The sequence below is a fragment of the Micromonospora sp. NPDC048986 genome, from assembly GCF_040649335.1.
Classification (GTDB): domain Bacteria; phylum Actinomycetota; class Actinomycetes; order Mycobacteriales; family Micromonosporaceae; genus Micromonospora; species Micromonospora alfalfae.
Genome location: NZ_JBEZFJ010000005.1, coordinates 79,881 through 95,276, shown reverse-complemented (window position 1 = coordinate 95,276; position 15,396 = coordinate 79,881). Strand labels below are relative to the sequence as shown.

General features: G+C 70.2%; 16 protein-coding genes. 4 read left to right on the top strand and 12 right to left on the bottom strand.

The features are described 5' to 3' along the window. Window positions 1-51: 51 nt before the first annotated feature. The 10 genes from AB0B94_RS12790 to AB0B94_RS12745 form a co-directional block, all read right to left on the bottom strand. On the bottom strand, window positions 52-708 hold the full coding sequence (locus AB0B94_RS12790) for a DUF1345 domain-containing protein (RefSeq protein ID WP_357275298.1): 657 nt from the start codon (window positions 706-708) through the stop codon (window positions 52-54). Window positions 709-865: 157 nt separating this feature from the next. Then, window positions 866-1,849 (bottom strand): mechanosensitive ion channel domain-containing protein, encoded by a 984-nt coding sequence (locus tag AB0B94_RS12785; RefSeq protein WP_357275285.1) that lies wholly within the window; start codon window positions 1,847-1,849, stop codon window positions 866-868. 243 nt (window positions 1,850-2,092) lie between these two features. Further along, on the bottom strand, window positions 2,093-3,766 hold the full coding sequence (gene ptsP / locus AB0B94_RS12780) for a phosphoenolpyruvate--protein phosphotransferase (protein WP_357275265.1): 1,674 nt from the start codon (window positions 3,764-3,766) through the stop codon (window positions 2,093-2,095). Further along, the gene (locus AB0B94_RS12775; RefSeq protein ID WP_357275260.1) at window positions 3,759-4,034 is read right to left on the bottom strand and encodes an HPr family phosphocarrier protein; all 276 of its coding nucleotides are present in this window, start codon (window positions 4,032-4,034) and stop codon (window positions 3,759-3,761) included. Before AB0B94_RS12775 ends, ptsP begins: the two co-directional genes overlap by 8 nt. 9 nt (window positions 4,035-4,043) lie before the next feature. Continuing rightward, window positions 4,044-5,084: a zinc-dependent dehydrogenase gene (locus AB0B94_RS12770; protein ID WP_357275254.1), complete on the bottom strand. Its 1,041-nt coding sequence runs from the start codon at window positions 5,082-5,084 to the stop codon at window positions 4,044-4,046. Continuing rightward, on the bottom strand, window positions 5,081-5,515 hold the full coding sequence (locus tag AB0B94_RS12765; protein WP_357275244.1) for a PTS sugar transporter subunit IIA: 435 nt from the start codon (window positions 5,513-5,515) through the stop codon (window positions 5,081-5,083). Before AB0B94_RS12765 ends, AB0B94_RS12770 begins: the two co-directional genes overlap by 4 nt. Next, window positions 5,508-5,816: a PTS lactose transporter subunit IIB gene (locus tag AB0B94_RS12760; RefSeq protein WP_357275237.1), complete on the bottom strand. Its 309-nt coding sequence runs from the start codon at window positions 5,814-5,816 to the stop codon at window positions 5,508-5,510. The genes AB0B94_RS12765 and AB0B94_RS12760 overlap by 8 nt, the downstream gene beginning before the upstream one ends. 4 nt (window positions 5,817-5,820) lie before the next feature. Continuing rightward, on the bottom strand, window positions 5,821-6,981 hold the full coding sequence (locus AB0B94_RS12755; RefSeq protein WP_357275227.1) for a PTS mannitol transporter subunit IICB: 1,161 nt from the start codon (window positions 6,979-6,981) through the stop codon (window positions 5,821-5,823). Window positions 6,982-7,040: 59 nt separating this feature from the next. Beyond that, window positions 7,041-7,949, bottom strand: a complete 909-nt coding sequence (gene pfkB / locus AB0B94_RS12750; protein WP_357275218.1) for a 1-phosphofructokinase — start codon at window positions 7,947-7,949, stop codon at window positions 7,041-7,043. 13 nt (window positions 7,950-7,962) lie between these two features. Further along, on the bottom strand, window positions 7,963-8,724 hold the full coding sequence (locus AB0B94_RS12745; RefSeq protein ID WP_357275209.1) for a DeoR/GlpR family DNA-binding transcription regulator: 762 nt from the start codon (window positions 8,722-8,724) through the stop codon (window positions 7,963-7,965). Window positions 8,725-9,040: 316 nt separating this feature from the next. Here AB0B94_RS12745 and AB0B94_RS12740 point away from each other — a divergent pair, with 316 nt between their 5' ends. Both AB0B94_RS12740 and AB0B94_RS12735 read left to right on the top strand, forming a co-directional pair. Next, entirely contained in the window at window positions 9,041-9,634 is a 594-nt protein-coding gene (locus AB0B94_RS12740) for an SRPBCC family protein (protein ID WP_357275199.1), read from the top strand. After that, complete coding sequence (locus tag AB0B94_RS12735) at window positions 9,631-10,266, top strand: SRPBCC family protein (RefSeq protein ID WP_357275187.1); 636 nt, start codon at window positions 9,631-9,633, stop codon at window positions 10,264-10,266. The genes AB0B94_RS12740 and AB0B94_RS12735 overlap by 4 nt, the downstream gene beginning before the upstream one ends. Before the next feature lie 67 nt (window positions 10,267-10,333). Here the strand turns inward: AB0B94_RS12735 and AB0B94_RS12730 are convergent, their stop codons facing one another. Both AB0B94_RS12730 and AB0B94_RS12725 read right to left on the bottom strand, forming a co-directional pair. Then, entirely contained in the window at window positions 10,334-13,120 is a 2,787-nt protein-coding gene (locus AB0B94_RS12730) for an AAA family ATPase (RefSeq protein WP_357275175.1), read from the bottom strand. A gap of 18 nt (window positions 13,121-13,138) precedes the next feature. Next, window positions 13,139-13,588 carry a VOC family protein gene (locus AB0B94_RS12725; protein ID WP_357275168.1) on the bottom strand — a complete coding sequence of 150 codons (450 nt, stop codon included), beginning with the start codon at window positions 13,586-13,588 and terminating at the stop codon, window positions 13,139-13,141. Between the two features lie 121 nt (window positions 13,589-13,709). On the opposite strand from AB0B94_RS12725, the gene AB0B94_RS12720 reads away from it, so the two are divergent. Both AB0B94_RS12720 and AB0B94_RS12715 read left to right on the top strand, forming a co-directional pair. Continuing rightward, window positions 13,710-14,510: a helix-turn-helix transcriptional regulator gene (locus tag AB0B94_RS12720; RefSeq protein ID WP_357275159.1), complete on the top strand. Its 801-nt coding sequence runs from the start codon at window positions 13,710-13,712 to the stop codon at window positions 14,508-14,510. Window positions 14,511-14,792: 282 nt separating this feature from the next. Continuing rightward, complete coding sequence (locus AB0B94_RS12715; protein WP_357275151.1) at window positions 14,793-15,236, top strand: hypothetical protein; 444 nt, start codon at window positions 14,793-14,795, stop codon at window positions 15,234-15,236. Window positions 15,237-15,396 lie beyond the last annotated feature (160 nt).

Genomic DNA, 15,396 nt, shown 5'->3' with positions numbered 1-15,396 from the left:
CGTGGTGGCATGGCGGTTCGCCAGGTCACGCAACCGCGTGCTGGGCGGGGGTCACGATTGGCCCAGATTGGTGACCAGGTTGACGGCGACGGCCAGGATGCCAGTTCCGAAGGTGTAGGAGAGCAGCGCATGCCCGAGCGCGACCCGGCGCACGGGGTTGCTTGTCGGTTCGTTCTCGCCCGGGGCGTAGGACATGCCGACCGTGAAGGCGACGTACGCGAAGTCGGCGTACGCCGGTGGATCTTCCTGCTTGAAGTCGATGCCGCCGTCGTAGCGGTAGTAGAGCCGCGCGTACTTCAATGCGAAGACCGTATTCACGAGTGCCCACGCCAGGACCACCGCGACGACGCTGAGGATCACCAGCGTGACAGCCTCGGTGTCCTGCTGGTTCGAGGCGCGGATGAGCGCCTCGGCCACGGCGACAAGGCTGATGCCGGACGCGATCAGGATCGCCACATCGGTGGACCGGGACTGCCGCTCCGCCTCGGCAAGCTGCTCGGTACGCCCTGGGCTCGCCGACCAGCAGGCCCGCCACACCCAGACGAGGATCGTGCCCGCCGCGATCGTCCAGATCACCAGCGGCGTCAGTTCCGGCGCCCCGGCCAGTGCGGTGGCGGTCCCTGCGACGACACCGACGGCTAACGACCCCAGGGCACGCCTGACCGACAGCAGTCGTCCCCGCGCCGCTGGTCCCGATTGCTGCTCCATGCGTTCAGCGTTTCAGCTCGAACGGATCATCTAGGGAATACCCGAAGCGATTACCGGATCAGGTTGTCGATATCCGGAATCGTAGAGGCTCGCGGAAGGCGAACTGGCCATCACCCGCACGAAGCTGACCAGCTGATGTGAGCGCGGGCCAGCGTGGTCAGGGTTGGTACTGACCGCGGGTGCGGGGCAGCCACTGGGGATGATGGTCGCGCAGGTAGCTGACGAGTCCCTCGCGCAGGTCGCAGCGTAGGTCCCAGGCGCTGGCACCGTCGGCGGCCGAGGCCTGTACCTGGATGACCACCGTCTGCGGGGTGGAGTCGACCATCTGGAGCACCCACTGGTGGCGATCCCACAGCGGTGAGGACTCGACCAGCCGACGCGCCTCCCAGCGCAGGTCGTCGAGGTCGGCGGTGTGGTCGACATGGATCTGGACCTTGCCGACCACCCGGGACTCGTTGCGGGTCCAGTTCTGAAACGGCCGTTCGGTGAAGTACGTGGTGGGCAGGATGAGCATCCGCTCGTCCCACAGCCGAATCACCACGTTGGTCAGCTTCACCTCCTCGACCCGGCCCCACTCGCCGTCCACCACCAGCACGTCGCCGACGTGCAGACCGTCGGCGAAGGCGACCTGGACACCGGCGAACGCGTTGCCGAGCGCGGTTCGGGCGGACAGGCCGATCAATGCGCCAACCACTCCCGCCGACGTCAGCACGGAGACGCCGAAAAGGCGTACCGGCCGGAAGGTGATCAGGATCAGGCCGATCGCGACAATCGTGACCACGGCGACGGTGAGTCGCCGCACGGGACGGATCTGGGTGCGGGCTCGCCGGATCCGCCGGCTGACGACCCCGTCGCCCGGTAGCCGGTTGAACACTATCGACTCGGCGACGTGCAGTGCCCTGATTACCAGCCACGCCCCGGATGCGACCAGGGCTATCGCGGCGGTGTGCCGCAGAGTACGTTGCCACCCGGCCGGCCCCGCCGGCAGCGCGTAGTACAGCACTCCGGCCAGGAGGCACGCCGCCGCCGGGCGGCGGCAGGCCAGCCGCAGCGGCTCCAGCAGCCATCGGTAACGGCCGTGGGCTATGCGGCGGATCAGCACGCCGAAGACCAGGTCCACAACCACCGCCGCAACCAGCACGGCTACTACGATCAACGCGGTACGCATCAGAGGTTGTTCACCGTAATGCCCGATGTCAGCTTCCCGCGGCTCCCTGCCCAGTCCACCGACTCAGCGTGCCACCCCGTCCAGTGGTACGCGGCCAACATCGGCGAACAACCGGGGACTGCACCGTAGCGATCCCGCGCCGCGCAGCCCCGACCCGGCAAAGGTCACCACAGCCACCGCCGCGCCGGTCAGCTCTTGTGAAGCGGGCCCTCCGGCTCACCGCACGGACACGCCGTCGCCGCTCCGGAGCTGACGCGAAGCGCCGGCCGCCGCCGCCCGGGCTGCCTCCGGGCTGGGGGCGGCCAGGGCCGCCTCGGCGATCTGGCGGCACTCGTCGAGGGTGTGCGCGGCCAGGGACTCGCGCACCGCCGGGATGCTGCGGGGTGCCATGGACAGGCTGGTGATGCCCAGGCCTGCCAATACCAGTGCGAAATCGGGATCCGCTGCGGACTCTCCGCACACGCCAACTGGCTTGCCCGCCTCGACGCCGGCTGCCGCGCAGGAGGCCAGGAGCGCGATCAGCGCGGGCTGCCACGGGTCGAGCAGGTCAGCGAGGTCGCCACACATGCGGTCGGCGGCGAACGTGTACTGGCTGAGGTCGTTGGTGCCGACGCTGAGGAAGTCCACCTGGCGCAGCACCTGGCTGGCGCGCAGGGCCGCGGCCGGCACCTCGATCATCACACCGGCGGTTGGCAGGCCGTGCTCGCGGCAGGACTCAGCGAACGCGGCCGCCTCCGCCGCCGTGGCGACCATCGGCGCCATCACCCAAACGTCGGCGTCCGCCGCCGCAGCCGCCGTCGCGATCGCGGCCAGCTGCGTGGTGAGCACGGCGGGTGTCTGCCGCGCGACCCGCAGACCGCGGATGCCCAGCGCGGGGTTGGGTTCATCGGCCAGACGCAGGAACGGCAGCGGCTTGTCGGCGCCGGCGTCGAGGGTGCGCACGACGATCTTGCGGCCGGGCAGCGCGGCGAAGACCTCGCGGTACGCAGCGACCTGCTCTTCGTGCGACGGCGGGTCGCTGCGGTCGAGGTAGAGCAGCTCGGTGCGGAACAGGCCGACGCCTTCAACCTCGCCGGTGAGGTCGCGGGCGGATCCGATGTTGGCCAGTAGCGCGATGGGATGGCCGTCTGCGGTCCGCCCCGGGCCTCGGGAGCGGGCGCGGCGTTCGATCTCCGCGAGTCGGTCCGCGTTGACAGTGGTCACCGTCTCGGCCGAGACGCCGGCCACCACGACGCCGCTCGCGCCGTCGAGAGTGGCCAGCGCGCCGTCGGGCACGTCCAGGATGCCCGTGCAGCGGACCACGGCCGGGATTCCGAGTGTCCGCGCCAGGATCGCGGTGTGGCTGGTCGGGCCGCCCTCGGCCGTGACCAGACCCAGCACCAGGGCCGGTTCGAGGCCGGCGGTGTCGGCGGGCGCCAGGTCGCGGGCGATGAGCAGGTACGGGTGACCAGGGTTCGGCACGCCCGGCATCGGCAGCCCCAGGCACGCGGCGACCAGGCGGTCCCGCAGGTCGTCCAGGTCGCTGACCCGCTCGGCGAGGTACCCGCCCGCCGCCTCGAAGGCAGCCCGATGTACGGCGAGCACGTCGGTGATCGCGTGCGGCGCGTCCACACCGCCGTCGATGGCGATGTCGGCCGCGTCGATGAGCGTCTCGTCCTGCGCCATCATCACCTGAGCGCGCAGGACCTCGGCGGCGGTCGGGTCCAGGGCGGTGTCGGCGCGACGGGTCAGGTCGGCGGCGACGGCGAGGACGGCCGCCCGCACGGTCGCCTTCTCGGCCTCGGGATCAACGGTCTGCGCCAACGGCGGCAGGGCCGGAGGCGGGGCCAGCCGGTAGACCGGCCCCGCCGCGCCGCCGGGGCTGGCCCCGATCCCCCGAAGTTCACGCATCGGCGGCGTCCAGATCACGTTCCAGGAGGTCAGCCAGGGTGTCGACGGCGTCCTGCGCGCCGTCGCCGTCGGCCTCCAGGATGACCTCGGTGCCCTTCTTGGCGCCGAGCGACAGCACGGCGAGCATGCTGCGGGCCGGCACGGGTTTCTTGTCGCCGGTGCGGATGGTGACCAGCATCGGCTGCTTCGCCGCTTCGGCGACGAACAGCGCCGCCGGACGGGCGTGCAGCCCGCTGGCGGAGCCGACGAGGACTGTTCTGGTGGGCAACGGATCCTCCTACGGTTCGATCGTCACCTTGATCGCTTCGCCGCGCGCCACGATGCCGAAGGCGTCGAGGGCGCGGTCGAGCGGCAGGCGGTGGGTGATGAGATCGGCGACCGGGACGGAGCCGTCGGCGATGAGTCGCAGCGCTTCCTTGTTGTGCTGAGGGCTGGAGCCGTTGGCACCGACGATGGTCAGTTCGCGGTAGTGCACGAGGTTGGAGTCCAGGGAGATGACCGGCTTGTCCTTCGGCAGGCCGCCGAAGAAGCTGATCCGGCCCTGCCGCGCGGACATCTGCACCGCCTGCTCCTGGGCGGCGCCAGCGGCCGTGGCGGTGATGACGACGTCGGCGCCGCGCCCCTCGGTGAGCTTGAGTACCGCGTCGACGACGTCGGTCTCGGCGCCGCAGATCGCCGCATCCGGCTGTACCAGGTTGGCGGCCAGATCGAGGCGTTCGCGGTTGAGGTCGACGAGGAACACCCGGGCCGCGCCGCGCGCCCGGGCCAGGCGGACATGCAGGCAGCCGATCGGCCCGGAGCCCACGACGACCACGTCGTCGCCCTCCCCCACACCGGCGAGGTTCTGGCCGTTGAGGACGCAGGCGAGGGGTTCGGCGACTGACGCCTCGGCGAAGCTGAGTCCCTCGGGGATCCGGTTGAGCCCGTCAACGGCGAGGACGTTGTGCGGCACGACCAGGTACTCGGCGAACCCGCCGTCGAAGTGGTATCCCATCGACACCTGGTTGGGACACACGGTCATCCGGCCGCGCCGGCACTCGGCGCAGGCACCGCACGGGATGGCGGCGATGACCTGGACCCGGTCCCCCGGCTGCCAGCCCGTGACGTCGCCGCCGACCTCGACGATCTCGCCGGCGATCTCGTGGCCCATGACGCGCGGCGGGGCGATGTGGTGGTGCCCGAAGCGGGAGATCTTCACGTCGGTGCCGCAGGTGGAGCAGGCCCGGACGCGGATCTTCACGTCGGCGCGGCCCGGGGTGGGCTCGGGCGCGTCCTCGATGCGGACGTCACCGGGTGCGTGGAACCGGACAACCTTCACGATGGCTTCCCTTCGAGGATGGTGATCACGTCGTCGACGCTCGTCGACTCTCGTAGCCGCTGCGCCTGCGCCGGGTCCATCAGCACCGAGGCGAGCTGGGCCAGAATGTCCACGTGCCCGTCGCCGGCCGCGGCGATGGCCACGCAGACCCGCACGTCGGACCCGCCCCAGTCGACGCCGTCCGGGAAGCGCAGTACCGCGAGGGCGTCGCGCCGGATCGACTCCTTGCTGTGCAGCGTGCCGTGCGGGATGGCGACGCCCTCCCCGATGTACGTGGAGACGCTCTGCTCGCGGGCGAGCATCGCGTCCACGTACGCCGGGGCGACCGCGTCGACCTCGACGAGTACCGCGCCGCAGCGGCGGATCGCCTCGTCCCGCGATCCGGCCCGCTCGTCGAGCCGGATCGCGTCACGGGCCAGCAGCTCAGCCACTCAGCTCACCACCGCGCTGCACCGCGTTCACGACGGTGGTGACGGCAGGGTCGCCGATGAACACCTGGATCGGCACGATCACCGTGTCGGGTGCGCTGACCCTGGCCCGCGCGGCGAGACCCTGGTGGCAGATGACCACGTCCGCGTCCGCCGGGATCGAGTTGACCGGCGTGTGCTCGACGGTCACGGCGTTCTTTGACAGTTGCCGCCGTAGTTGGCTGGCCAGCATCACGCTGCTGCCCATGCCGGCGTCGCAGGCGACGACGACTTTCCTGATCTCGGTGCCGTTGATCGTGGGCATCTGTTCAGACCTCCTGCTTCGCCGACTTGTCGAGGGTCTCGTCGGGCTCGACAGCCCCTTCTTGCTCTGGGCGGACAGCCGTCTCCTCGTCAGGGCCGACAGCGTCCGCGGCGGGCTCGCCGCGCCCGAAGCCGAGCAGGGCCGAGGCGACCGCGAAGGTGACCGCGGCGGCGACCACGACGCCGAGAATGACCCCGAAGTGCCCGCCCTTGGGGGTGACCGCGAGGTAGGCGAAGATGCTGCCCGGCGAGGGGGTGGCGACCAGGCCCGCACCGGTGATCACGAAGGTGCCGACGCCGGCCGCGCCCCCGGCGATCATGGCGAGGATCAGCTTCGGCTTCATCAGCACGTACGGGAAGTAGATCTCGTGAATGCCGCCGAGGAACTGCACGATGATCGCGGCAGGGGCGCTGGGGCGCAGCGCGCGGGGGCCGAAGACCATGAAGGCGAGCAGCAGACCGAGGCCGGGACCGGGGTTCGACTCGATCATGAACAGGATCGACTTGCCCTTGTCGGCCGCCTCGGCGATGCCCAGCGGGCCGAACACGCCGTGGTTGATGGCGTTGTTGAGGAAGAGCACCTTGGCGGGTTCGACGAGCACCGAGGTCAGCGGCAGCAGGTCCTTGCCGACGAGCCAGTCGACGCCCGCGCCGGCCTGTTTGGTGAGCCACTCGACCACCGGGCCGATGCCGTAGACGCCTCCGATGGCCATCGCGGCGCCGATGATGCCGGCGCTGAAGTTGTCGACCAGCATCTCGAAACCGGGACGGACCTTGTTTTCGACCAGGCCGTCGAAGAGCTTGAGGACATAGGCCGTGAGCGGCCCGATGATCATCGCGCCGAGGATCATCGGCACGTCCGCGCCGACGACGAGGCCCATTGTCGCTACCGCGCCCACGACGGCGCCGCGTTGGCCGTGGACCAGCCGGCCGCCGGTGTAGCCGATGAGCACCGGTAGCAGGATGCTGATCATCGGGCCGACCAGTTCGGCCAGTGTCGCGTTGGGGATCCAGCCGGTCGGGATGAACAGTGCGGTGATCAGGCCCCAGGCGATGAACGCGCCGATGTTGGGCATGACCATCGCGGCCAGGTAGCCGCCGAGGCGTTGCACAGTGGCTCTGAGGCCCTGGCCCTTCACCTCTGGTGTGTAGGAAGAGGAGGTCACGGGGGGTATCTCCTTCATCGAGGGGCGGTCCAGACGGCCGCGGGGGAAAGCTCGTCCGGCTAGGGGTGGATGGTGACGTCGTGGCGGAACAGGTCCGCCGGGCCGGGCATCCGGCTGCCGGGCAGGCTCACCGCGGCGGCGCCCCAGGCCAGGCCCTCGGCGAGGGCCGCGGCACCCTGCGCGCCCGCGGCGAGGAACCCGGCGAGCAGCGCATCGCCGGCACCGACGGTGCTACGGGGTCGGGCCACCGGACAGGTGCCGGTGCGCACTCCTTCGGCGTCGACCAGGACGGCGCCGTCAGCGCCGAGGCTGGCCACGACGGTGTCGGCCCCCCAGGCCCGCAGGCACTGAGCGGCATCGACCACGTCGGCGAGGTCCTTCAGCGGGGTGCCGACCACGTCGGCCAGTTCGTCGCGGTTGGGCTTGAGCACTGTCGCCCCGGCCAGGGCGGCCTCGCGCAGGGCGGGACCGCTGGTATCGACGGCGACCCTGACGTCGGCAGCGCGCAGCTTCCGGCACAACTGGGCGTAGGCGTCGGCGGGCAGGCCGGGCGGGACGCTGCCGCACAGCACGACCCAGTCGGCACCGCTGGCGCGGGCAAGCACGCTGTCGGCCACCTCGTCGAACTCGGCGCGGCCCATTGTCGGACCAGGCTCGTTGATCTTGGTGACGGTGCCGTCGGGCTCGGCCAGGGTGATGTTGGAACGGGTCCGTCCGGAGATCGACACGGCCAGGACCTCCACACCCTCCGCCTCAAGGAGGCGGATGAGCTGGTTGCCCTCGTCACCGCCGGACGGCACCACCGCCACCGACGGCACCCCGTTGGCCAGCAGGGCACGGGATACGTTGACGCCCTTGCCGCCCGGGTCGAGGTGCGCGGTGGCAGCGCGGATGACCTCGCCCCGGGTGAGCGAGTCGACCTCCACGGCCCGGTCCAGGCTGGGATTGAGAGTGACAGTGACGATCATGCCCGGACCGCTCTCATGCGCGTGCCACCCGAACGCCTGCGGACTCCAGGTCACCGACCAGGTCGAGGTCGGCACGGCTGTCGGTGATGAGCAGGTCGACGTCGACAAGCTCTGCGAACCGGGCCAGATAGTCGTTGCCGAGCTTGGTGTGATCGGCGAGCACCACAGTGCGGCGGGCCGCACGGACCATCGCCCGCTTCACCGCCGCCTCGGACGGGTCCGGGGTGGTCAGTCCACGTTCGACCGAGATGCCGTTGGTCCCGACGAACGCGACGTCGACGTAGAGGTCCGCCAACGGCGACAGCGCCCAGTCGTCGACGGTCGCCAGGGTCTTGCCACGGACGCGTCCACCCAGCAGCAGGACGTTGAGGTTGGCACAGGTGCCGAGGGTCGTGGCGATGACCGGCGAGTTGACCACGACGGTCAGCTCCCGGTCGACCGGCAGCAACCGGGCCAGCCGGGCGGTGGTGGTGCCGGCGTCGAGAATGATCGCGCCCTCCTCGGGCACCTCACTCAAGGCGAGCTTGGCGATGCGCTCCTTCTCCTCGATGAGCACCGCGTCCCGCGCCGCCAGCGCGGGCTCGAAGCCGAGCCGCTCAACCGGAATCGCTCCACCATGGACCCGCCGCAACACCCCGGCCCGCTCCAGGATGGTGAGATCGCGGCGGATGGTCTCCGACGTCACGTTGAGCCCATCGGCCAAGCCGGCCACCTCGACGCGGCCCACGTCCCGGGCGATGCGGAGGATCTCCTGCTGTCGTTCTTCGGCGTACATGGTGTTGTTTCACCGCCGTTTCGTTTTGCTTGTGCTTTGTTTACGCCCGGTTGCAGGAGAAGTCAAGAGATGAGCCACAGGAAGCCACACCGCCGAGCGACCGACGCCTGACGACAGCCTGTCGTGCGGGCGCGCTCGACCGGGGCTGACCACGAGCAGCACGTTGTCCGAGGCGATGGCCGGCCGGTCACCCTGCGGAGATCACATGCCGGGGCACGAACGTGTGTAGCCGGGATGCTGACGACCATCCGTGGGGCGGCATCGTTCAAGCGGCAGAGGTCGACGGTCCGGTAGTCGAGCTAGGTGATTCTTGCCGATGTGCACCGGCGGCAGTCTTGGCACGATCGCTTCTGCCGGGTGTGCATTCAGCGGCTCGCTCACGCCCGGCGCTTCGAACGTCAGTGACCGCAGAGGGGTTTTTCTGATGAAGATCGTTACGGACGCCGACGAGGCCGGCATTGACGTGTCGGCCCCGGTCGTCAGCCGCCACAGCGTCACGGTGACCGCGTCCGCGGACACCGTGTGGCGGATCCTCACCGACATCGACGCGTGGACGACCTGGCTGCCGGAAATCCCTTACGCTCGCGTCGAGACACCCGGGCCGCTCGCGGCGGGCTCCGTGTTCCGCTGGTCCGCCGCGGGCATGGAGATCGAGTCGACGATCGTTCAGGTACGGCCGCAGGAACGCCTCGTGTGGCGGGGATACGGTGACGGACCGGACGGCGTCCTCGGCGTCCACGTCTGGGCACTCACTCCGGTCGGCGGCGGCGTGCGGGTGTCCACCGAGGAGTCCTTCGCCGGTCCGCCCGTCGAGGCCGACCCCGCGCCGTTCCAGGAGGGTCTCGACACGACCCTCACCTTGTGGCTGGATCGACTCAAGCGCACCGTCGAGGAGTCGACCGCCTCATGAAGAAGAATGTGGTTGCCGTCGTGGCGGCAGTGATCGCGGCCGGCCTCGTGGGCGTCGCAGGTGCGCCGGCTGAGGCCGGTCCCCGCCATGATGGAAGCGCCGACGGCGCAACCCTGAGGTGCGCGGGAGAAAGTGTCGACACCGCGGCGAAGATCCGCTACAAGACCGCGACAGTGATCGATGCCCCGCTGCGCACGGTCTGGGAGATCCAGACCGACGTGGAACGGTGGCCGTCGTGGCAGGAGCCGGTCCTCTCCAGCAAGCGGCTCGATCGTGGCCCACTGCGGCCCGGATCATCGTTCCGATGGACGACACCGGTACGCGAGACCGCGCTGAATCCCGCCACGACCCTCGTCGTCACGTCGACGGTCCGGCAGCTCCAACACCACAAGTGCGTTCGGTGGAGCGGGCCGGCGGTCGGTGCGGGACTGACCATCGACGAGGGCATTCACGTGTGGACGTTCACCGAGGTCGACGGCCGGGTTCTGGTGCGTACCGAGGAGACGTGGCGCGGTGAGCAGGTGGAGCAGGCCGTCGAATTCTCCACTGCGGCTCTCGGCACGGGCCTGGAGACGTGGCTGACGGAGCTGAAGACGCGCGCCGAGCGGAAGTGTGAGCGGACCCGGCGCTGACGCGACTCAAGGGTCCCGCCGGTCTCGTGCCGGCGGGGCCCTTCGTCGCACGATCGGCCCGGCTCCGTCAGCGGAGCAGTTCGCGCAGCTGCCGGCGTGAGGTGATGCCCAGCTTGCGGTAGAGGTTGCGCAGGTGGGCGTCGATCGTTCGCGGACTGACGAAGAGCAGCGCGGCAACCTCCTTGGTGCCCGCGCCGGAGGCGACCTTGCGGGCGACGAGTAGTTCCCGCGCGGTCAGCCCAGCGAGCGGATCGGCGTCGTCGGTCAGGGTCGGTTCGCCGATGGCTTCCAGTTCGCGGGCGGCGCGGCCGGCGAACCCGCGGGCGCCGATTGTGGAGAGCAGGTCGTGCGCGGCACGCAGCTCCTCCCGCGCGTCGGCGCGACGACCGACCCGTCGCAGCCACTGCCCGTAGAGCAGTCGGGCACGCGCGTAGTGGACTCGCATCCCGCTGCCAGCGAACTGGCCGATCGCCGCTCGGTAGTGGTCCTGCGCGCCGAGCCCCGCGTCGAGCAGCGCACAGGCCAGCAGATGCGCGCCAGTCGTCCACGCGTTCGGGTTGGCCCGTGCGACATCCCCGATCCAGACGGCCGATTCCTTGGCCTCTTCGGGACGTCCGACGTACGCGGCGGCCTCGACCAGCTCGTGGTGGAAGGCGCTGACAACGTACGCGCCGCGCCGGTGCTGGTCCCGCACGAGCAGCATCGCCTCAAGCGCCGCCTCGTGGTCGCCGCTACCGTTGCACAGCACACCGTTCGCGTAGTGCAACGCTGTGGGGTTCACCCCGACCCAGCCGCGCAGCTTCTCCCGGATCTCCCGGAACCGCTCGGCATCGCCACTCCACGCGGCGAGCATCAGGTCGGACCCGACAAGGTTGGAGGTCCCCGCGGCCTCGTCGACCGCACGCGCCTCGGTGATGCAGACGTGCGCTTCGGCGAAGCGGCCCACAATCGTCCGGGCGACCGCCTGAAAACGCAGCGCGTGGGGAAGGATCGCGTAGGCGCCCTGCTCCCGGGCGAGTTCCACCTGACGGTCGACGATCTCATCCATGGCATCGCTGTCACCGACGTCGACGCTCAACACGCAGGCGCGCTCCATCCACCATGGATCCGCGTCCGGCGTGCGCGCGTGCTCCCGAAAGGCGTCGACAGCACGGCGCATCTGGGGCATCGCCTCGTCCACCGGGCGGAGGTTCTGCTCGACCAACGCCTGCAACAGCAGGTCGGCCGGGCGTGGCGGCTGACGCGGGGGTACCCGTTCCCGGATGTGCAGGGCGAGCCGCCGTAACCTCCCAGGCTCGTCGACGCTGAACATGAGCGACGCGAAGGCTTCCAGGTAGGTCTCGCGAGCGTCATCGGGCCCCACGCCGTCGGCCGCGTCGATGAGGGCGATCGTCGCCGGGATGCTGCGCGTCACGTGATAGTCGATCGTCGCACGCAGCAGTCGCGCGGCGCAGCGGTCGGCCGGCTCTGGCTGGAGACGCTCGGCCTCGTCCACGAGTTCACGGGCGGCACAAGGCGCGCCGGAACCCAACCGTGCTCGGGCCGCGGCCAACAGGCGGCGTGCCTGCTGCGACCGGCCTGGCGTCAGTCGGGCCGCGCGTTCGAGGAACGCGGCCACGGCCGCGAGTCCGCCGCGGCGTTGTGCCCGTCCGGCCGAGCGCTCCAGTTCTGCCGCGGTCTCCTCGTGCGGGCCGTTGATCGCGTTCGCCTGGTGCCAGGCCCGCCGGTCGGGTTCGACGTCGACGTCCGTAGCGGCGGCGAGCGCCGCGTGTGCCCGCCGTCGCGCCCCGGCCCCGGTCGACCGGTACACGGCGGAACGCGCCAACGGATGTCGGAAGTGCACCCGGGGGCCGGTGATCAACAGGCCGCTGTCCTCGGCCGCGGCCAGGTCCGCGGCGTCCAGTCCCTGGATCGTCATGGCGCGCCTCAGCAGTACGAGGTCGCCGGTCGGCTCCGCCGCGGCCAGCGCCAGCACTGAGCGCGTGGGTGCCGGCAGCCGCAGGAACCGGCTCGCGAACCGGCGCTCCACTGTGCCGCGCCCGGCGTCGCCGGGTAGTCCGAACGGTCCGGCATCGTTGGCGAACTCCACCAGGGCGAGCGGATTACCGGCAGCTTCGGCGAGGATCCGCTGCACGATCGCCGCCTCGTGCCCAAACGGCGCCCGAAACCGCAGCAGGGCGAGCGCCTCCGAGTCGGTGAGCCCGGTGAGAGTGAGGGCGGGTAGGCGACCGAGTTCCGACACCGGGGCGACGTCGCGGGCAGCGAAGACAATGGCGACCCGCTCCGCCGCCACGCGTGCCGCGACGAAGGCCAGTACCTGCCGTGAGCCGGCGTCGATCCACTGCACGTCGTCGATCACGCAGAACACCGGCCGGCGACGGCCTGCGGCACTCAGCAGGCCCAGGACCGCCAAGCCGACCAGCATCGGGGTCGGCGTGACCTCGGCGTAGAGCCCGAACACCGTGTCGAGCGCGCGCCGCTGCGGTGCGGGCAGCCCGGCGCGATGATCGAACACTGGCGCGCACAACTGGTGCAGGGCCGAGTAGGGCAGTTCGCTCTCGAACTCGATACCACCGGCGCGCAGCACCTGCCATCCGTCGAGCCTCGCGGCGGCCTGGTCGATGAGCGTCGACTTGCCGATCCCCGCCTCACCGAGAACGAGTATCGCCCCTCCACGGCCTTGTGCCGCACGCGCCGTCACCGAAGCAATCTCGCCCAGCTCCGTTGCTCGGGCGACGACGAAAGACCCTGACCTGATATCGAGCGTATGGCGGGTAACGGTGCCAGCTCCCCTCCGACTGTTCGGCGCGACCGATGGTATCCACAGCGGTACACCGACCGCTTCGACCGCCACCGGTTCCTGCCGACGCTCCTACGAGGGCAACTCGAACAGTTCCAGCTGGATGCCGTCGGGGTCACGTAGATAAAGGATCTTCGTACCGGCCAGCGCCCCCGCTTCGACGCCATCGCCGTCCTGGAGCACGACCGGATCGGCGTTGACGTGCACGCCCCGCTCCACCAGGTCGCGGTGCGCCGCGTCGAGGTCGTCGACCTCGAAACACAGGTGCATCACTCCGACGTCGCAGTTGCGCCCGGTGAAGGACCTCGGCTGCGGGCTGTCGTACTGGATGAGTTCCAGGAGGACGTTGTCTCCGGCCAGCGCGAACGAGGCCCGCATCGACGGGTTCTCAACCTCGACAACCGCACCAATTGCCGGGTTCGCCGCCGAGATCGTCACGCCGTTCGGCGCGATGCCGAGGACGTCCTCGTACCACCGCACCGAGCGCGCCAAATCGCTGACCGGCACTCCGATGTGATTCATCCTGGTCACTCTGCTCATGATCCCTATCCTCAAGGGCGGAGCCACCACTGGGGAAGGCACAGCTGTTCCGCGTACCGCTGGTACCACCCAGGTCCCAGACCGATGGCGGATCATGTGTTTCATGAATGACCTCGGAGCCGCGCTGCGGGCCTGGCGGGATCGCACGGACCCGGCCGCGGTCGGTCTCCCGAACGCATCCCCGCGCCGCGTCGTCGGGCTACGACGCGGCGAACTGGCAGCGTTGGCCGGCATCTCCCCCGAATACGTAGCACGCCTCGAACAGGGCCGGGCCGCCACACCATCGGCACAGGTATGCGCGTCCCTGGCCCGCGCGCTACGACTCTCCGACGACGAGGAGGCGCACCTGATGCGCCTTGCCGGCTTCGCCGCGGCCCCGGACCGGGTCCCCCGGCTGATTCCCAGCAGCCTGCACCGCGTCATCGACCACCTCGGCGACACCCCCGCGGCCGTCTATGACGCCCTGTGGCGGCTGCTGCACTGGAACCGCCTGTTCGCGGCCGTCTTCGGCGACCCCGCGGGCGCCACCGCCGACGATCGCAACGCCCTGATCGTCCAGTTCGAATCCCGAAACCCCCGAGTCCGCCAGACCGACACCGAACGCGCCTACTTCGAGCAGTCGTTGGTAGCCGACCTGCGCGCCACCAGCGCCCGTTATCCCAACGACCCCGACGTGGCGGCACTGGTCTCACGCATGACCGGGAACGACAGATTCCGCCAACTCTGGGCCCTCCGCGCGGTGGCCAATCACGAGAGCGCGCACAAGACCGCCGTACACCCCGACGTGGGCGCCATCCCGCTGGACGCCAACGTCCTGACCACCCAGAACACCGACCTACGCCTGGTAATCCTCACGCCTAGGCCTGACACCGCCGCCCGCGACCGGCTGGATCGACTGGTTTGACCGCATCGGCGCCCGGCTGCTCCCAACCTGCTCCCCCCAGCCAGCCCGCATCGCGCCGCCGACCTGGCCGCGGCGTCCTCAGTGGGATGCAGCTCGGCAGTAGGCGTAGGTGACGGCGGCAATCCGGGCGGTCCCGCGGCTGGCCGAGACCGTTGTGGCGACCCACACGATCGCGGCGACCGACAGCCGGCTACGTAATTCTTACCGATGCGATGCCGAGCCCTGCCATCGGATGATCTCAGTGCCTGACAGCTGGCCACGACATCGAGCAGGGAGAGATCAATGACCGCCCACGTTGACCTACGCACCGACGCGACGACCGCCACCAACCCGACCCGCTGGCAGGATCGCACCGGGCGGGTGCTGATGGCGATCACCGCGGCGGCCACCCTGGTCCCGTTCGTCGAGGGCGTCTCCCGCCTCGGCAGCCTCCCCGACGACATGGTGCTGACGGAGTTCTGGCGGACGTGTGCGTACATCGTGTTCGCCGGTATGTGGGCCATGCTGGCGATCGCGCCGCGGAAACAGCGCGGCATGTGGGAACTCCTCCTCTTCCACAAGATCGTGGTCACCGTGCAGGCCGCATTCGTCCTCGACATCCCGCACGCGGCGCGGACCCTGCTCGCCGACGGATTCGTGTCGCTGACCACCGTCGCCGCCTACCTGCTCTGCCGGGGGTGGCACACCTGGCGGCGCGGCGCACTGGGGCCGACCGACAACCGATGACGCCTCGGCCCGGACGGGCAGCCATGAGCTGGACTCCGCCTATGCCGGCAACCAGAGCACCAACACCATCAACGCCGAGGTTCGCGGCGGGAACTCCGATCACGCGTACGTCCGCTACGTCGTCAACGCCGACTGTGGCTCCGGCGGTAACCTCGCGCCC